The sequence below is a fragment of the Streptomyces sp. JLYT201 genome, assembly GCF_059448825.1.
Window position 1 is genome coordinate 5,901,612 of record NZ_CM182551.1, and the last position, 17,846, is coordinate 5,919,457.

Consider the following 17,846-nt stretch of genomic DNA (forward strand, 5'->3'; position numbering starts at 1 on the left):
CAAAGGGGTTCGGCGGCTCCGGCCGGGCTCCGCGTGGCTCCGCGTGGCTTCGTGCGGCTCCGCGCGAGGGGCGGCCTTCCGGCTACTTACCGGTGAACTTCTCGTACTCCTTGATGACCTCGTCGGTGGGCCCGTCCATGCGCAGCTCACCGCGCTCCAGCCACAGGACCCGGTCGCAGGTGTCACGGATCGACTTGTTGTTGTGGCTGACCAGGAACACCGTGCCCGCCTCCTTGCGCAGCTCGCGGATGCGGGCCTCCGAGCGCTTCTGGAACTTGCGGTCCCCCGTCGCGAGCGCCTCGTCGATCATCAGCACGTCGTGGTCCTTGGCCGCCGCGATGGAGAACCGCAGCCGCGCCGCCATCCCCGAGGAGTACGTCCGCATCGGCAGCGTGATGAAGTCACCCTTCTCATTGATCCCCGAGAAGTCCACGATCTGCTGGTAACGCTCCTTGATCTGCTCCCGGCTCATCCCCATCGCCAGACCGCCCAGGATCACATTGCGCTCACCGGTCAGATCGTTCATCAGCGCCGCGTTCACCCCCAGCAGCGAGGGCTGGCCATCGGTGTAGACCCGGCCGCGCTCGGCCGGCAGCAGCCCCGCCACCGCCCGCAGCAGCGTCGACTTGCCCGACCCGTTCGACCCGATCAGACCGATCGCCTCACCCCGGTACGCCGTGAAACTCACCCCCCGCACCGCATGCACCTTGCGCACCCCCGGCGACTCACCCCGCCGCACGATCCGGCTCAACGCCGCCGTCGCACTTCCCCGGCCCGTCTTCCCACCGTTCACCCGGTACACGATGTGCAACTCGTCCGCGATCACCGTGGGGGTGCGTCCCTGCCGCTCAGCCGCGTCCATAGGTGTCCTCCGCCTTCCAGAAGTAGACGAACCCGCCGACCCCGGCGAGCAGCGCCCAGCCCGCGGCCCACGCCCACACGTGCGCGGGGAGCTGCCCGGCGTGGAAGCTGTCGATGAGGGCGAAGCGCATCAGGTCGATGTAGACGGCGGCCGGGTTGGCCTCCAGGAGCACGGTCACCGCGTGCGGCAGGTCCCGGTCGGCGAGGACCTTGTCGATGCTCCACATCACGCCGGACGCGTACATCCACGTCCGCAGGACGAACGGCATCAGCTGGGCGACGTCCGGGGTCCGCGCGCCGAGCCGGGCGAGCGCGAGCGCGAGCCCCGCGTTGAAGGTGAACTGGAGCGCGAGCGCGGGCAGCACGAGGAGCCAGGACGCGGTGGGCGGCACGCCGAAGCACAGCAGGATCGCGAGCAGCGCGACCATGGAGAACAGCAGCTGCTGGAGCTGCTGGAGGCAGTACGAGATCGGCAGCGCGGCCCGGGGGAAGTGCAGCGCGCGCACCAGGCCGAGGTTGCCCGCGACGGCGCGGGTGCCCGCGAGGGCGGACTGCTGCGTGAAGGTGAACACGAAGACGCCGGTGACCAGGAACGGCACGTAGTCCGGCACGTCGTGCTTGGTGTTCATCAGGACGCCGAAGACGAAGTAGTAGACGGCCGCGTTGAGCAGCGGAGTCATCACCTGCCAGAGCTGGCCGAGCTTGGCCTGGCTGTACTGGGCGGTGAGCCGCGCGGTGGCGAAGGCCGTGACGAAGTGGCGCCGCTGCCACAGCCGGCGCACATAGGTGCCGAGCGGGACGCGGGCGCCGCTGACCGTGAGGCCATGGCGGGCGGCGAGCTCGGCGGGCGACGGGCCGGACCCCGGGCCGGGGGCCGGGGCGGCGGGGGGCTTCTCCAGGACTTGGGTCACGTCCGCTGCTTTCGCTCGGGGGCGCGGGGGCGGAGGGCGACGCGCGGCACCCTCCACGTCGGGACGGGTCCGTATCGTCGTGACGTCGACAGTAGGGCGTTCCTACGTCGGGACGCAACCGTTTCGTCGTCACGTTCTATGCTGTCCCCATGACGACGAGCGGCAGGACGAGCGAGAAGAAGCCGGGTGAGCAGGGCCGCAGGGCACCGGCCGGGGCCGCCGTGCTCCGCGAGGACGTGACCGAGGCCATCCGGTCCGCCGTCTTCGCGGAACTCGCCGCCGTCGGGTACGCCCGCATGTCGATCGAGGGCATCGCGCGCCGCGCGGGCGTCGGCAAGACCGCCGTCTACCGCCGCTGGCGCTCCAAGCTCCACCTCGTCCTCGACCTGGTGTCGGCCCTCGCGGTCCAGGGCCTGCCCACGCCCGACACCGGCTCCCTGGAAGGCGATCTGCGCCTGCTGTACGAGGTGACCTCGCGCGCCCTGCGCCACCCGGTCGCCTCCCAGGTGATCCCCGACCTGATGGCCGAGGCGGCCCGCAACCCCGACATCGACGCGGCCCTGCAGAAGGCGCTCCGCGAGGGCCAGCACGGCGTCGCCAGCGGCATCGTGGCCCAGGCCGCCGCGCGCGGCGAGCTGCGCGCGGGCCTGGACGAGGAGCTGGCCCTCGACCTGATGTCGGGCCCGCTGTACTGGCGCGCGGTGGTGGTCCGCGGGCAGCTGCCCCCGGGCCATGTGGAGCGCCTCACGGCGGCGACGGCGGCGGCCCTCAAGGCGCTGTAGCGGCGGCCTCGGAGGTGTAGCGGGCTACACCCCCGGTCCGGGAGCGTCCTCCCTGGCCCCGCACCCGCCCCGACCGGCAGAGTCGGGACGTACGGAAGTCCTCCGCGACCAGCGGACGCCCCGAAAGGCCTCGTCATGAAGTCCCTGCTCTGGCTCGTGCTCGCTCTCGGTGTGATCGTCAACGCGTTCAGCAGCCTCGTCTTCGACGGCGCGCAGCAGGCCGTCATCAGCGTCATCACCGGGCTCGCCGTCATCGGCTCGATCACGGGCCTGGTCCTGACCCGTGAGCGCCGCTCCTAGCCTGTTGCCCATGCGAGAGACGCTGGAGCGCGCCGACCGCGCGTCCATGCAGCTGCTGGCGGGCGCGGGCCTCGCGCTCGTCTCGTACGTGTTCGTCGGCGTGCTGCTCTTCACGGCCGTCGCGTCCCTCATCGTCGTCGGCCTGGGCGTCCTGCCGGAGACGGTGCTGCTGCTGCGGCGCCTCGCCCGGTTCAAGCGGCGGCAGGTCGCGCGCGGGTCCGGGGTCGAGATCCCCGAGGCGTACGCGCCGCTGGAGGGTCCGCTCACCGCGCGCGTCCGCACGGCGCTGCGGGACCCCGGCACCTGGCGCGATCTGCGCTGGCTCGTCGTGCACTTCGCGTACGGGCTCGTGCTCCTCTACGCCATGCTCGTGCTGTGGGTCTTCGGGGCCTTCGCCGACGGCGTGTGGTGCGGGCTGCTGCGCCGCAGGGCCGTCGTCCTGCCGCTGATCGGACGGCTCGCCGCGCTCGACGCGGCCTGGTCGCGGGCGCTGCTCAGGCCCTCGCCGCAGGCCCTGCGCGCCGCCGAACTCGCCGAGCGCGTCGAGGAGCTCACCGCCACGCGCGCGGACGCCGTCGCCGCGCACGGCGCCGAACTGCGGCGCATCGAACGGGACCTGCACGACGGCGCGCAGGCCCGCCTGGTCGCCCTGTCGATGCGCGTCGGCCTCGCCAAGCGCGCCTACGACAAGGACCCCGAGGCCGCCCGCAAGCTCCTCGACGACGCGCAGCTCCAGGCCGAGGAGGCCCTCACCGAACTGCGGCACGTGGTCCGCGGCATCCACCCGCCGATCCTCACCGACCGGGGCCTGGTCGGCGCCGTGCGCGCGCTCGCCGCGGGCAGCGGGCTCGCCGTGGCGGTGCGTGACGACGGCGTCGAGGACGGCCCCCGGGCCCCGGCCGCCGTCGAGGCCGCCGCGTACTTCGTGGTCGCCGAGGCCCTCACCAACGCCGCCAAGCACAGCGGGGCCGCGCACGCCTCGGTGGACCTGGCCCGGGAGCGCACGGGCCTGCGGATCGCCGTGCGCGACGAGGGCCGCGGGGGCGCCGGAGGAACCGGTGGCGGCAGCGGGCTGCTCGGCATGCGGCGCCGGGTCGCCGCGCTCGACGGGATCATGGAGGTGAACAGCCCCGCCGGGGGGCCGACCGTGATCGAAGTGGAGCTGCCGTGCGTGTGGTGATCGCCGAGGACAACGCCCTGCTGCGGGAAGGCCTCGTGCTGCTGCTCACGACCTCCGGGCACGAGGTCGCCGCCGTCGCGGCCACCGGGCCCGAGATCCTGCCCGCGCTCCTCGCACACCGGCCCGACGTCGCGGTCCTGGACGTCCGCATGCCGCCCGGCTTCCGCGACGAGGGGCTGCGGGCGGCCCTCGCCGCGCGCCGCGAGCTGCCGGGCCTTCCCGTGCTCGTCCTCTCCCAGTACGTCGAGGAGACGTACGCGGCGGAGCTGCTCGGCGGGGGCGCGGGCGGTGTCGGCTACCTCCTCAAGGACCGGGTCGGGCGGGTCGACGAGTTCCTCGACGCGCTGGAGCGGGTGGCCGGGGGCGGCACCGCGCTCGACCCCGAGGTCGTCACGGAGCTCCTGACCCGGCGGCGGTCCGACCCCCTCGACTCGCTCACGCCCCGGGAGCGGGAGGTCCTCCAGCTCATGGCCGAGGGGCGGGACAACGCGTCCATCGCCGCCGCGCTCGTGGTCTCCGACCGGGCCGTCAGCAAGCACATCGGCAACGTCTTCCTGAAGCTCGGCCTGCCCCCGACGGACTCGGGGCATCGGCGGGTGCTCGCTGTGCTGGCTTACTTGAACCGGGGCTGATCCCTCGCGGTGCGCCCCAGACCCGCCCCTTCCTGAACAAGGGGGCTTCGCCCCCTTGGACCCCCTCATCGGCGCTTCGCGCCTCGTCCTCAAACGCCGGACGGGCTATGAAGAGCCCCTCCGGCGTTTGCGGAGCGGGGGTCTGGGGGCGGAGCCCCCAGGGGGCGCTGGCCGCGAGGGGGCCTCAGCGCGTCGGGTAGCGGCCCCGCAGCGCTGCCCGCGCAGGGAGGAGCGTGCCCGCGCAGACCGTGGCGCAGGTCAGGCCGACGATGAGCGCGGCCTGGGAGAGCGGCAGGCGCGGGAGGGTCCCGGCCGAGGTGAGCGTGAAGGCGGTGAGGGGGACCAGGGCCACGGCCGTGCCGACGGCGAGGCCCGTGAGCGCGACGGCCCCGGCCTCCAGGCGCAGCATGCGCCGGAGCTGGGCCCGCCCCGCCCCCACCCGCCGCAGCAGCGCGAGCTCGGGCCGCCGCCCCACCCCGATGAGGGCGAGGGTGGACAGCACGGAGACGGCGGTGAAGCCGCCGATCGCGGCGACGACGGCCCCGGTGACCACGTCGGCCAGTGCCTGGTCCGCGGGCGCGACCCGCACCGCGTCCCGTACGGCACCGGCTCCCTGGGCAAGGCGCGCCCCGGGCACGAAGGACCGTAGCGCGGCCGTGATACCGGGACGTTCCGCGGCCGGTACGCCGGGACGCTCCGTGGTCACCAGGACGCGCCGCTCCCCGGGCCCGCCCCCGGACATGTGGCGGACCAGTTCGTCGCGGGAGAGCAGGAAGTCCCCGAGGCCCAGGCCGCGTTCGTAGACCGCGATGACGCGCGGGCGGACCGCGGTGCCGTCGCCGAGGCGCAGGGACACCGGGGAGCCGACGCCCGCGTCCAGGTCACGGGCGCGCTCCCGGCTGATCGCGACCGTCCCCGGGCGCAGCCGGGCCAGGCTGCCCTCGGTGACGGCGGGATCCAGGGTCCGGCGCAGACCGGGGGCCGTCACGCCCAGGACGGGGAGGCGGTCCAGGCGCGGGGAGCCCGCCTCGCGGCGGGCCACGACCACCGTGCTGTGGACGACCTCGGTGGCCGCCCGCACCCCGGGCGCCGCGCGCAGCCGCTCAAGGGCCCCGGCGGGCAGCCCGCCGTCGGCCCGGACGACGAGGTCGGCGCGGACGGCGTCGCGCAGCTGGGCGCCCGCCTGGTGCGTCATCGTGGCGCCCGCCGACAGCTGGACGCCCATGAAGGCCGTGACGAGGACGACGGGCGTGATCGCCGCACCCAGACGGCCCGCCGTCGCCGCGCAGTGGGCGGCCGCGAGCTGCCCGCCCGGGCCCCCGGCGCGCCGCAGCGGCCCGCCGAGCACGCGCAGCGCGCCGCGCGCGATCCACGGCCCGAGCACCGCGCACCCGATGACCAGGGCGAGGGCAGCGGTGCTCGCCGCGGCGGCGGCCGCCTGGCCGTGCTGCAGCGCGGCCGTTCCCGCCGAGGTGACGCCGACGCCGAGCAGGACGAGCCCGGTGACGCGGCGGGCGGTCCCCGGCTCCGGCTCGCGCAGGGCCTCGGCGGGGCGGGCCTTCGCCGTGCGCGCGCACGCGAACAGGGCCGCGAGGCGGGCGATGAGGAGCGTCACGCCCGCGGCGGCGAGGGGCGCCGCCAACAGCCAGGCGGGCGTGGGCAGTTCCAGGCCGGGCGGCAGCGCCTCGCGGGCGTCCAGCAGGGCGCGCAGACCCGCGTACGCAGGGACGGCGAGCGCCGCGCCGAGCAGCCCCGCGGCCACGGCGACGCGGCCCACCTCGCGGCCCACCGCGCCGCGCAGCTGCCGCGGTGTCGCGCCCACGGCCCGCAACAGGCCCAGCTCGTGGGCCCGTTGCCGCAGGGCCTGCGCCACCGTCGAGGAGACGACGAGGAGCGCGACGAGGACCACGGAGCCCGCCACCGCGCCGAGGAACTCCAGGAGGCCCGCGCGGGCGGGCGCGGCGGCCAGGTGCTCCGCCGCGCCCCGGCCGTTCCCGGTGAGGACGCGCAGCCGGGCCGCGTCGCCCTCGGCCCTGCGGTCCGCGCCGCGCGGGCCCGCCCGGTCCAGGGCCGCGCGCACCCGGTCGTAGACGTCGGCGGTGCGGACACCGGGCCGCGTCACGACGCCCACGGCGTCCACGGTGCCCGCTCCCGGTGCCAGGCGGCGGGCCTCGGCCGCGGTGAAGTAGACGGCCGACCGGGGGCCGCGCGCGGTCCCGACGACCCGGTACGCCGCCTCGGCGTCGCCGACCCGCAGCAGCACGCGGGACCCGGGGGCGTGGCCGCCGCCCACGACGACCTCGCGGTCGTGCCGGGGCGGGTGTCCGGCGCGCAGCGCGTACGGCGCGAGGCGGGCCGCCTCCCAGGGGCGGCCGGTCGCCGCGCGGCCCCCGGCGCCGACGGGGAACACCCGGTCCGCCACCGCGCGCCGCACCCCGGGGACCGCGCGCACCACGTCCAGGGCGCGTTCCGGCACCCGGACGCGCTCGGTGAGCCCGGTCGTGGCCGTCTCGGGCTTCGAGCCCCACGGCTTGGTCGTGTAGCGGGTGTGCTGGTCCCCGGCGACCACGAGGTCGGCGGCGGCGTAGCGCTCCACGCGCGCGTGGCCGAGGCCCGCGGAGGCCACGGCGAGCGCGAAGGTGCCGAGCAGGGCCGAGGTGAGCACGAGGGCCGTGAAGACGGCCGCCCAGGCCTTGCGGTGGGTGCGCGCCGCGCGGGCCGCGAGCAGCGACGCGGCCCTCACGCCGCCACCGCCGACCGGCCGATGCGGCGCAGCACGTCCCGCACGCGCGGCGCGTCCGGGCGGTGCAGCGCCGCCACGAGCCGCCCCTGCGCCAGGAACACCGCCTCGTCGCACCAGGCCGCGGCGGCCGGGTCGTGCGTGACCATCACGACGGTGTGGCCGTCGTGGTCCACGGCCTGGCGCAGGAGCGAGAGGACGTCGTGGGCCGTCTCGGGGTCGAGGGCTCCGGTGGGCTCGTCGGCGAAGACGACGGCCGGGTCGGTGACCAGGGCGCGGGCGATCGCGACGCGCTGCTGCTGGCCGCCGGACAGCTCGGCCGGGCGGTCGTCGCCGCGGTCGGCGAGCCCGACGGCGGCGAGCGCCCGGGTCGCGGGGCCGTGCGGGTCGGCGGCGGCGCCGAGGAGCAGCGGCAGGGCGACGTTCTCGGCGACGCTCAGCGAGGGGACGAGGTTGTGGGTCTGGAAGACGAAGCCGACGCGCTCCCGGCGCAGGTCGGTCAGCCGGGCCTCCTTGAGGCCGTCGAGCGCGACGCCTTCGACCCGCACGGTGCCGGAGGTCGGGCGGTCGAGGCCCGCCGCGCATTGCAGGAGCGTCGACTTGCCCGACCCCGAGGGCCCCATGACCGCGAGGAAGCGGCCGCGCGGCACGACCAGGTCCACGGGGTGCAGGGCCACGAGGGCGCCGCGCCGGTAGGTGCGCCCGACGCCGTCGAGCGTCAGCGCGTGGCTCTCGGGGCGCCGCTCCCCGACCGTCTCCCGCGCGGGTCCGCGCCGCCTGAACATGCCGTACGTCCTCTCCGTGGCCGTCGCGGCGATCGCGCCGCCCGTCGGAGGAAACGCTAGGAATCAGGGCCTGTGCGCCGCGAGGGAGCGCGGTACCGGAGCGGGGGTGGAGCCTGCTACACCCCCGGGCGCCCGGCCGGGTGCCGTAACAGCTCCACCAGGGCCGAGACGCTGCCGGGCAGGGCGGGCAGCAGGGTGTGGGCGCGGGCGGGTCAGGGCGCCGCGCGCTCCGCCTCGGGGTGCAGCCGGACCCAGCCCGCCCACGCCGACTCGACCATCTCGCGCACGTCCCGCTTGGCCGACCAGCCCAGCTCGGCCGCGATGCGGTCGGCGGCGGCCACGACGCGCGCCGGGTCGCCCGCGCGGCGCTCGGTGACCTCGGCGGGGACGGCGTACCCGGTGACGTCGGCGATGAGGTCGACCATCTCGCGGACCGAGACGCCCTCGCCCCGGCCGATGTTGAGCGTCAGATCGGTGCCCTCGGGCACTTCGGCGAGGCGCCGGGCGGCGGCCACATGGGCCTCGGCGACGTCGCTGATGTGGATGTAGTCGCGCACGCAGGTGCCGTCGGGCGTGGGGTAGTCGGCGCCGAAGACGCGCGGGGCCTCGCCCTGGGTGAGCTTCTCGAAGACCATCGGGACGATGTTGAAGACGCCGGTGTCGGCGAGGTCGGGGCTCGCCGCGCCCGCCACGTTGAAGTACCGCAGGCAGGCCGTGCGCAGGCCCGTGGCCCGGCCCGTCGCGCGGGCCAGCCACTCGCCCGCGAGCTTCGTCTCGCCGTACGGGCTCATCGGCAGGCAGGGCGTGTCCTCGGTGACGAGATCGACGTCCGGCATGCCGTACACCGCGGCGGAGGAGGACAGGACGAAGGCCGGGACGCCCGCGTCCGTCATGGTCTCCAGGAGGACGCGCAGTCCTTCCACGTTCTCCCGGTAGTAGCGCAGGGGCTGCTCCACGGACTCGCCGACCTGCTTCTTGGCCGCGAGGTGGATGACGCCCGTGACCTCGTGCTCCGCCAGGGCGCGGGCGAGCGGCCCGGCGTCCAGGGTCGAGCCGGTGACGAGCGGCACCTCGGCGGGCACGCGCGCGGCGATGCCGGTGGACAGGTCGTCGTAGACCACTGTCCGCTCGCCCGCCTCGGTCATGGCGCGTACGACGTGCGCGCCGATGTAGCCGGCGCCGCCGGTGATCAGCCAGGTCATGGTCAGCTCGTCCCGTCGTGTGTCGTCTGTCGTGCTCGTCCCGGACGGTGCAGTCTCGCAGAGGCGGGGTGAGGGGTGTGTCAGTGGGCGTTTCCTCCCGGTCGCAGGGCGCGCAACAGGCGCCCGAACCGCCGCCGCGCGACCCCGGCGACGCCGAGCGCGCCCGGCGCGAGCCGCACCGCCAGGTTTCCGGCCCGGGTGGCGTAGGGCTGGACGAGCAGCACGCCGCGCCGCCCGTCCGGCACCACCGCGCGGCGCAGCAGGCCGGGGCCCGGCACCGCGCGGGCCGTGGTCTCGCGGGTCGTGCCGTCGTCGAAGAGCAGGCGCACCCGCAGGTCGAAGACGTCGCCGTCGAGCGCGCCGAGGTCGAGCCGCACCTCCGCCTCCCAGGTCCCGTCCGGCGACCCGGCGCCGAACGCGGCCGTGCGGCGCAGGCCCGGGCGGCCGCCGTCCCGGGGCACGAGCTCCACGTCGACCACGGCGGGACCGGCCTCGGCCACCCGCCCGTACAGCTCGTGCAGGCGCAGCCGCAGCGTGCCCGCGCGCGGGCGCAGCTCGGCGTCGACGGTGAGCGGGAGCAGCCGCAGCGGCCGGTGCAGGAGGTGGTCGAGGGTGACCTGGGGCAGGTCGGCGGACCACACGGGCGTGGCGTCGGACGCGCGCGCGTACGGCGGGGCGAGCCGGGCCGGGCGGGCCGCCACCTGCTGGATCCTGGCCAGGTCGCGGGGGTGCGGCGAGGCGAGCAGGACCCGGGCGATGACGCGTCCGGGCGCGGGCGCGGCCTCCAGGTCGGCGGTGTCGAACTCCGTCAGGTACGCGCGCGTGAGCGCCCACCACTCGCGCTGGTACGCCGTGCCGCGCGCGGGCAGCTCGCGTGCGTATATGCGCAGGGAGTGGTCGAGGAACTTGGCGCGGGCGGCCCGCGCGAGCGCCTTGCCGCCGCTGTCCCCGGTGGCGCGCAGGATGTCCACGGCCTGGCGGTGGGCGTCGACGCGGGCCTTCCAGTTGGCGATGCCGGAGCGGTCGAGGGAGATCGACAGCTTGGCGGCGGCGCGCCGCACGTGCCACACGTAGACGGGGTCGGGGACGAGCGCGACGCGCGGCGCGGCGGCGAGCACGCGGGCGCCGAAGACGAAGTCCTCGTAGAGGAAGCGGCCTTCGGGGAAGCGGGCGCCGTGCGCGCGCAGGAAGTCCGTGCGGTAGAGCTTGTTGACGCAGAGGGTGTCGTGGACCAGGCGCGGGCGCAGCTCGGGGCGGGCGACGAGCGCGGGCTTGCGGTACAGCTCGGGCTGCCAGGGCACCTCGCGCCCGGACGGCAGCTCGCGGCGCACGCACAGCCCGGAGGCGACCTCGGCGCCGTGGCGCACGGCGGCGGCGAGCAGGGTCTCGGCCGCGCCCGGCGGCAGCACGTCGTCGCTGTCGAGGAACATCACGTACTCGCCGGTCGCGGCGTCGATCCCGGCGTTGCGCGGGGCGCCGCAGCCGCCGCTGTTGGCCGCGCGGCGCAGGACCTCCAGGCGCGGCTCGGCCCCGGCCAGGTCGTGCAGGACCGCGAGGCTGTCGTCGGTCGAGCAGTCGTCGACGGCGATGACCTCCCGGACCACGGGGCCCTGGGCGAGCGCGGAGCGCACCGCGTCCGCGACGTGCGGGGCGTCGTTGTAGCCGATCACGACGACGGTGACGCACGGGGACGACGGCTGCGCCTGAGGCGAATTCGGTTCCACAAGGGAAATGTTAGAGCTTGCCAGGAATTATCCGATTAAGGGCCCGTGCTGGGTCGTCTGTCGCATGTCTGGTTAATCCAGGTTATATCGGAGCAAAGCTCTTCTTCGTGCGGGTCACGCGGGGCAAGCGGTACAGGCGATTCCAGCAGGCAGGGCAGGCAGAGCAGGCAGAGCGGGCGAGGCGGGCGGGGCGGGCGGGGCGGCTCCGGGGAGCGGTGGTCGTCCTCGTGCCCGCCCTCGTCATGCTCGCCCTCGGCCTGTGGGGCGTCGTACGCGGCAACGTCTGGCGCGACGAAGGCGTCACGCTCCAGGTGGCGAGCCGCTCGCTGCCCGAGATCTGGCGCCTCCTCCGCACCGTGGACGCCGTGCACGGCCTCTACTACCTGCTCATGCACACCGTGCTCCCGGCCGACGCGGGCGAGCTCGCGCTGCGCCTTCCGTCCGTGCTCGCGGCGGCCGCCACCGCCGGGCTCGTCGCCGCCGTCGGGGCCCGCCTCGCCCGCCCGCGCGTCGGCCTGTGGGCGGGCCTCCTGTACGCGGTGACACCGCTCGCCGGGCAGTACGCGCAACAGGGCCGCTCCTACGCGCTCGTCGCCGCCGGGGCGGCCCTCGCCACGCTGCTGCTCGTCCGGGCCGCCGAACGCCCGGAGCGGCCCTGGCCGTGGTGCGCGTACGCCGCCGTGAGCACCGCCACCGCGCTCCTGCACGAACTCGCCGGGCTGCTGCTCGCCGCGCACGCCGTGGCCCTGCTGCTCGGCCGCGCCGCGCCCCGCGTGCGGCGGGCCTGGGCGGGCGCGGCGGCCCCCGCCGCGCTGGCCCTGGTGCCGCTCGCCCTCGTCTCGCACCGGCAGGCGGCGCAGATCGGCTGGCTGCGGCCGCCCGACGGCACGGCCGCGGTGCGGCTCCTGCGGGAGTTCACCGGGCCGACGCTCGCCGTCCTCGCCGCCGAACTGGCCCTCGCCGCGCTCGCCCTGTGCGGCCCCTGGACCCGCCGCCGCGCCGGGCTCCCCCTCCAGGCGGTGGCCCTGCCGCTGCTCGTCGTGCCGCCCGCCGCGCTGCTCGCGGTGTCGCAGCAGTGGCCGCTGTACCACGCGCGGTACGTGCTGTTCGCGCTCGCGGGCGGGCCGTTGCTGGTGGCGGCGGGTGCCGATCGGGCGGCGCGGGCGCTCTCCGGCGGGCGCGGCCGCGGCGCAGTGGCCGCCGCCGGCGCGCTCGCCGTCGGCTGCGTCTTCTGGTGGCAGTTCCCCCTGCACCGGAGCGACCGGGCCGCCGGGCGCGGCGAGGACCACGCGGCGCTCGCCGCCTTCGCCGCCCGTGAACTGCGGCCCGGCGACCCGGTCCTGTATCTGCCGCTCATCGCCCGCCGCGTCCCGCTCACCTACCCCGACGCCTTCCACGGCGTGCGGGACGTGGCCCTGCGGGCGTCGGGCGCCGCGTCCGGAACCCTCTATGGCCGCGAGGCGGACCCCGCCGAACTGCGCCGCAGGCTCGCGGGTGTGGACCGCCTCTGGGTGCTCTCCGAGACGGGCCCGCTGCGGGGCGCGGCCGGTGACACCAGCGGCACGGAGGGCGTCAAGCTCGCCGTGCTGCGCGAGGAGTTCGCGCGGCGCGCCGAGCACGTCACGGTCGGCGGGGCGCTGCGGCTCTACGTACGCCGCTGACCGGCTCCGCCGACCCGGGCCAGGACCTCGCCGGTGCGCGGCCCCCACGCCACCACCACCGCCTCCGGCGGCACCCGCTGCGCCGGGTCGAGGAGCAGCCAGCGCACGGCGTAGCGGCGCACGACGGCGGCGCGCTCGGCCCGGGTCGACTCCGGCGCGAGGTACGCCCGCACCGCGCGCAGGCGCCGCCCGCGCTCCTCCTCGGCGAGCGAGGTGTCCGGCCAGGCGGGCGCGACCAGGTTGGCGCCGAAGGCGGGGAGCGAGCGCGTGGGCCGGTAGCCGTCGGTGAGCACCACGTCGCCGGGGCGCATCCGGGCGGCCGCCCAGGCGTAGCCGGGCCAGCGCGGCGGCTGGTCGAAGCCCACCGGGTCGAGGGCGCGGGGCACCACCGCCCCCGCCTGGACCTGGCAGAACCCGACGGCCGCCCCGAGCGCGGCCGCCCCCGCGAGCGCGGCGCGGCGCGTCCCCCACGGGCGGGGCGCCGCCAGCTCGATCGCCAGGGCGAACTGGAGGGGGACCAGGGTGAGGCCGAGGATGCGGCCGTACGTGTAGTGGCCGCTGAGCCAGCCGTAGGCGACGACCGCGCAGTCGAGGGCGAACATCAGGACCAGGGGGTCCCTGCGGTCGCGGCGCCAGCGGACCGCCAGGGCGGGGAGGCCCAGGGCGGCCAGCCAGAAGCGCGCGGGCATCTCTGTGTAGAGCTGTCGGTGGATGCCGTCGACTGAGGAGTCGCCTACGAGGGTGAGGGGGTTGAAGTAGGGCCAGGTCGTCGCTACTGCCACGGCGGCCGTGGCGGCCAGGGTCCAGCAGGCCGCGGCACGGGGCCGCTCGCGGCGGGCGACCGCGAAGGCCGTCACCCCGATCACCGCCGCCACCGATGAGATCGGGTGGATGAGCAGGATCAGGCCGCACAGCGCGCCCAGACCCCCGTACGCCCACGGCGACTTCGGGCCCGCGGCCGTCCAGGCCCAGGCCCAGAAGGTCAGGCCGATGGCGAAGGTCGACGGGTAGCCGAGGTTGCCCGTCATCGACATCAGGCCCAGGTAGCCGCTCCACCAGGCGGTGCGGGTGCCCCACAGGAGGACCATCGCGGCGAGGGCCAGGACCGGGGCCCAGGGCCGGGGCGTGAGGGCGCGGACGAAGCGGTTCAGGCCGGTGAGCAGGACGAGCAGGTTGACCGGCCCGGCGAGCTTGACCGTCTCCCAGCCGGTCAGGCCGGTGGCCTTGGCGAACAGGGCCTGGGCGACGGCGTAGGGGGAGTAGTACGCGCTGCCGTCGCCCGGCAGGGCCGCCATCGGGTGGGCGGGGTGGAGCAGGTCGGCCTTGAGGCGTTCGACGACCGCCGCGTGCTGGCCGAAGTCGCAGCACATCGGGACCCGCCAGTACGCGAGCGTCATGCCGAGCCAGAACAGGCCGCCGAAGACCAGGAACGGCGTCGGCCGCCACAGCCGTCCGGGGCCCGAGGCCGTGGCACCCGCCGGGGCGCGCCCGGTCAGGAGCGCGGTCACCGCATGAGCCTCTCCGCGACGCGGGCCGCCGCCCGGCCGTCGTCGAGGTCGCAGTACTCCGCGCGGAAGGACGCGTAGGCGGGGGCGTGCCGGGCGGTGACCGCGTCGAGGTCGCGCAGGGCGGCCACGACGTCGGCGGTGGAGGCCAGCAGCGGTCCGGGCGCGCGGGTCTCGAAGTCGAGGTAGAAGCCGCGCACGGTGTCGCGGTAGTGCTCCAGGTCGTAGGCGTGGAACAGCATCGGCCTGCCGGTGTGCGCGAAGTCGAACATCAGGGACGAGTAGTCGGTGACCAGGACGTCGGCGACGAGCAGGAGTTCGGTGGCGCGGGGGTGGGAGCTGACGTCGCGCACGAAGGGCGCGCGGGCCCCGGGCAGGCGGCCCGAGGTGAGCGGGTGCTTGCGGACGAGCAGGACGTGGTCGTCGCCGAGGGCGTGCTCGGCGGCGCGGAAGTCGAGGGCGGCCTCGTAGCGGAAGCGGCCGGGCGCGGCGGCGAGGTGATCGCGGTACGTCGGCGCGTACAGGACGACCCGCTTGCCGGGGGGCAGGCCGAGGTCGCGCCGCACGCGCTCGGCGACCTTGGCGCGGTCGGCGGCGAACAGCACGTCGTTGCGCGGCGACCCGGCCTCCAGGACCTCCCCGTCAAAGGCGAGGGCGCGGCCCAGGTGCCCGGTGGCGAAGCGGTTGGGGGAGACCAGGACGTTCCACTGCCGGGCCAGGCGCGGCAGCGCGTCGAGGTGGCCGTGGTCGGCGTACAGGGTGTCGGTCAGATCGGTGCCGAGGCGCTTGAGCGGGGCGCCGTGCCAGGTCTGCACGACCGTCTGGCCGGGGCGCCGCTCGAAGAAGTCCGGCAGGTGGCCCGCGGTGACGACGCGGCGGCAGCGGGCCAGGGCCTCGTACCAGGCGGCGCTGTGCTCCTCCACGCCGCGCGCGCCGGGCGGCACCGGCGTCTGCTGGTCGTGCGTGACCCACAGGTGCTCGACGTCGGCGCCGCGCCGCACGAGTTCGTCGTGGACGGCGCGCGGCGAGTCGCCGTCGAGGTACAGGACCGCGTCGCGCAGGGACTTGGCGCGCTCCCTCGGGTAGTGCTCGGTGCGCAGCCGGTGATGCCGGTACGCGCCGCGCTCGGTGCGCGCGAGCACGGACCCGGCCTCGATCAGGAGCCGGTCGCCGAAGCGCCGGTCGACGGTGAACTCCCGCCCCGCGACGGTGCGGCGGTCCGGCAGGGCCGCGCCGAGGGAGGCGAGGACCCGCACGGGCACGCCCGGCCCGCCGTGCCCGGCCTCCCGCAGGAAGGCGTACCAGCGGCCCTGCCGCAGCACGCCGCCGCCGGGGGCGAGGGTCGCGCGGAAGCGGCCGCCGACGCGCTCCACCGGCACGGTCACCTCGTCGTCGCGGCCGCTGTGGCGCAGCACGAGTTCGGCGGTGGGCCAGCTCGCGGGCGTGGCCGTGCCCTCCACGGTGAGGCCGCCGTCGTCGGTCCAGGCCAGGCGGTCGGCGACGGGCTGCCGGGTGAGTTCGACGACGAGGCGGCCCTGGTCGTCGGCGGTGGCGCACAGCTCGCGGCCGGGCCGGGACGCGTACCGGCCCGGCGGCAGGCCGAGGGCGGCGGCGAGCGGCACCCGCTTGCCGTCGGGCAGCACCAGGCGGGCCTGCCAGCGGTCGCCGTGCGGGGGCTCGACCTGGGCGGGCGCGTGCTGCGGGGCGGGCGGCACGTCCTCCAGGTCGGCGAGGCGGATGCGGGTGTCGAAGCGGTCGCCGTCGACCGTGACCGGGTAGTGGAACTCGGCGCGGCCGTCGCTCAGCCGCAGCGTCCGCGGGCGGGCGCCGCCGGTGAGCGTGCCGGTGAGCACGGCGTGGCCGCCGTCGAGGCGGTGGGCGTCCACGCGCGCCGCGTACTCCTGGATCCGCAGGACGAGCCGCCCCTTGCTGAAGCCCGCCGTCAGGCGCAGCCCGTCGTCGAGGTCGCGGACCAGGGACTGGGTGCCCGCGCCGTCCTGGGCGCGCACGGCGGCGCGCCGCACCGTGCCGTGGCCCGCGACGACGACGCCGAGCAGCCAGTTCCCGGGCTGCCAGCGGCCGCCGGTCTTCAGGCGCTCGGGGTCGACGGTCATCTCGAAGCCGGACAGGTCGTAGCTGTGCAGCTGCTGGCGGGAGGCCTCGGTGGCCTCGGGCAGGGAGACGGTGCGGGTGGGCACGCGGCGGAACCTGCCCTTGCTGTGGGCGGACTTGAGGAGCCCGGTCTTCACGCTCCTGGCGGGGCGGTCGGCCGGGAGGTTGCGCACGTACGCGTAGCCGCTGAGGCGCAGCCGCCCCTCGGCGTCCCAGGAGGCCTCGCGCAGCCGGGCCACGACGGGCAGTTCGCCGCGGCCGAGCCGGGTCAGCTCGCGCGGCAGCGCGCCGACGCCGGGGAACGCGGCGTGCCGGCGGCGGGCGCCGCGCACCGCGAACACGCCCTTGCCGCCCTGGCGTTCGCGGGCGAGCAGCGCGATCAGCTCGTCGGTGCGCCGCTCGCGCACCAGCTGCCACTTCACCCGCAGGTCCACGGGGAGCCGCCGGACGAGTTCCGGGTCCGCCGCGCCCAGGAACTCCGCGGTGCCGTCGAGGAACGCGGCCCGGTACTCGGGCCCGCCCATCGGAAGCCCCTCCAGGAAGTACACGAAGTCGTCGCGCAGACAGGACGCGTCGTACGTCGCCTTGAGGCCGGGCGCGTGCTCGCCGAGGAAGGCGCTGACGTGGGCGCAGGCGGCGATCCGGTCGCGCACGCCCTTGACGTCGGTGCGCCGCCGCGTGATGGAGCCCTCGCGCACCCGCCAGTAGTAGACGTGGTCGCTCAGCACGTCCACGGCCTCGGCGAGGAAGTGCGCGGGGATCATCACCGGCGTGTCCTCGTACAGTCTGCCCTCGGGGAAGACGAAGCCGTGCCGGTCCCAGAACGCCCTGCGGAACATCTTGTTCCAGGCGACGCGGTCGGACAGGAGCGCGAGGTCGCGGCGGATGTGCGTGCGGGTGCGCGGCTCGGTGAGCCACTGGTACTGCCAGGCCTGCGAGCGGCCGCGCTCGGTGAGCCGCCACACGTTGCCGGTGGCGAAGTCGGAGCCGCTGATGTCCAGGCTCTCGATCATCCGGGCGTACGCGCCGTCCGGCACGACGTCGTCGCTGTCCACGAACGTCAGATACGCGGCTCCCGGACTCGCGTGCCGCACGCCGGTGTTGCGGGCGGCGCTCAGCCCCGCGTTGGGCTGGCGCACGTAGACGAACCGGGGGTCGCGGGCGGCGAAGGCACGCGCGATGTCCGGGCTCGCGTCGGTGGAGCCGTCGTCGACGAGGATGACCTCCAGGCCGCCGCGGGGGCCGGGGCCGTCCTCGGGGCCCGGTGTCTGCCGGGCGATCGACTCCAGGCACTCCTCAAGGAACTCCTCGACGTTGTAGATGGGTACGACGACGCTGAGTCGGGGCTGCACGGGCGACCGGCCTTTCCTGGGCGTACGGGGGCAATACGTCCATTACGGGCGTATCCCTCCCGTTTTCCCGGTCGCGTCGCCCTTGCCGACGCCGATCAC

At 76.1% G+C, this 17,846-nt stretch carries 13 protein-coding genes; 5 read left to right on the forward strand and 8 right to left on the reverse strand.

Annotation, left to right across the window (positions count from 1 at the left end; genetic code table 11):
- Positions 1-82 precede the first annotated feature (82 nt).
- Positions 83-862: an ABC transporter ATP-binding protein gene (locus AC5WAM_RS24705; RefSeq protein ID WP_495518831.1), complete on the reverse strand. Its 780-nt coding sequence runs from the start codon at positions 860-862 to the stop codon at positions 83-85.
- Positions 849-1,772 (reverse strand): ABC transporter permease, encoded by a 924-nt coding sequence (locus tag AC5WAM_RS24710; RefSeq protein ID WP_495518832.1) that lies wholly within the window; start codon positions 1,770-1,772, stop codon positions 849-851. Before AC5WAM_RS24710 ends, AC5WAM_RS24705 begins: the two co-directional genes overlap by 14 nt.
- A gap of 149 nt (positions 1,773-1,921) precedes the next feature.
- Between AC5WAM_RS24710 and AC5WAM_RS24715 the strand changes: the two genes are divergently transcribed.
- The 4 genes from AC5WAM_RS24715 to AC5WAM_RS24730 all read left to right on the forward strand — a co-directional run bounded on the left by AC5WAM_RS24715 (position 1,922) and on the right by AC5WAM_RS24730 (position 4,666).
- On the forward strand, positions 1,922-2,554 hold the full coding sequence (locus AC5WAM_RS24715) for a TetR/AcrR family transcriptional regulator (protein ID WP_366795451.1): 633 nt from the start codon (positions 1,922-1,924) through the stop codon (positions 2,552-2,554).
- A gap of 135 nt (positions 2,555-2,689) precedes the next feature.
- The gene (locus AC5WAM_RS24720) at positions 2,690-2,854 is read left to right on the forward strand and encodes a hypothetical protein (RefSeq protein WP_366795450.1); all 165 of its coding nucleotides are present in this window, start codon (positions 2,690-2,692) and stop codon (positions 2,852-2,854) included.
- 10 nt (positions 2,855-2,864) lie between these two features.
- Positions 2,865-4,034 carry a sensor histidine kinase gene (locus AC5WAM_RS24725; RefSeq protein ID WP_366795449.1) on the forward strand — a complete coding sequence of 390 codons (1,170 nt, stop codon included), beginning with the start codon at positions 2,865-2,867 and terminating at the stop codon, positions 4,032-4,034.
- On the forward strand, positions 4,022-4,666 hold the full coding sequence (locus AC5WAM_RS24730; protein WP_366795448.1) for a response regulator transcription factor: 645 nt from the start codon (positions 4,022-4,024) through the stop codon (positions 4,664-4,666). The genes AC5WAM_RS24725 and AC5WAM_RS24730 overlap by 13 nt, the downstream gene beginning before the upstream one ends.
- A gap of 184 nt (positions 4,667-4,850) precedes the next feature.
- Here AC5WAM_RS24730 and AC5WAM_RS24735 read toward each other — a convergent pair whose 3' ends face one another.
- From AC5WAM_RS24735 to AC5WAM_RS24750, 4 genes are all read right to left on the reverse strand, one after another.
- Complete coding sequence (locus AC5WAM_RS24735) at positions 4,851-7,409, reverse strand: FtsX-like permease family protein (protein ID WP_495518833.1); 2,559 nt, start codon at positions 7,407-7,409, stop codon at positions 4,851-4,853.
- Positions 7,406-8,191, reverse strand: a complete 786-nt coding sequence (locus tag AC5WAM_RS24740) for an ABC transporter ATP-binding protein (RefSeq protein ID WP_495518834.1) — start codon at positions 8,189-8,191, stop codon at positions 7,406-7,408. The genes AC5WAM_RS24735 and AC5WAM_RS24740 overlap by 4 nt, the downstream gene beginning before the upstream one ends.
- Positions 8,192-8,403: 212 nt before the next feature.
- The gene (galE, locus tag AC5WAM_RS24745) at positions 8,404-9,393 is read right to left on the reverse strand and encodes a UDP-glucose 4-epimerase GalE (RefSeq protein ID WP_366795444.1); all 990 of its coding nucleotides are present in this window, start codon (positions 9,391-9,393) and stop codon (positions 8,404-8,406) included.
- An 80-nt stretch (positions 9,394-9,473) separates the two neighbouring features.
- The gene (locus AC5WAM_RS24750; protein ID WP_495518835.1) at positions 9,474-11,117 is read right to left on the reverse strand and encodes a glycosyltransferase family 2 protein; all 1,644 of its coding nucleotides are present in this window, start codon (positions 11,115-11,117) and stop codon (positions 9,474-9,476) included.
- Positions 11,118-11,332: 215 nt separating this feature from the next.
- Here AC5WAM_RS24750 and AC5WAM_RS24755 point away from each other — a divergent pair, with 215 nt between their 5' ends.
- Positions 11,333-12,778, forward strand: a complete 1,446-nt coding sequence (locus tag AC5WAM_RS24755; RefSeq protein WP_495518836.1) for a glycosyltransferase family 39 protein — start codon at positions 11,333-11,335, stop codon at positions 12,776-12,778.
- Here AC5WAM_RS24755 and AC5WAM_RS24760 read toward each other — a convergent pair.
- Complete coding sequence (locus AC5WAM_RS24760) at positions 12,763-14,286, reverse strand: hypothetical protein (RefSeq protein ID WP_495518837.1); 1,524 nt, start codon at positions 14,284-14,286, stop codon at positions 12,763-12,765. The genes AC5WAM_RS24755 and AC5WAM_RS24760 overlap by 16 nt on opposite strands.
- Positions 14,283-17,747 carry a bifunctional glycosyltransferase/CDP-glycerol:glycerophosphate glycerophosphotransferase gene (locus tag AC5WAM_RS24765; protein ID WP_495518838.1) on the reverse strand — a complete coding sequence of 1,155 codons (3,465 nt, stop codon included), beginning with the start codon at positions 17,745-17,747 and terminating at the stop codon, positions 14,283-14,285. The genes AC5WAM_RS24760 and AC5WAM_RS24765 overlap by 4 nt, the downstream gene beginning before the upstream one ends.
- Positions 17,748-17,846 lie beyond the last annotated feature (99 nt).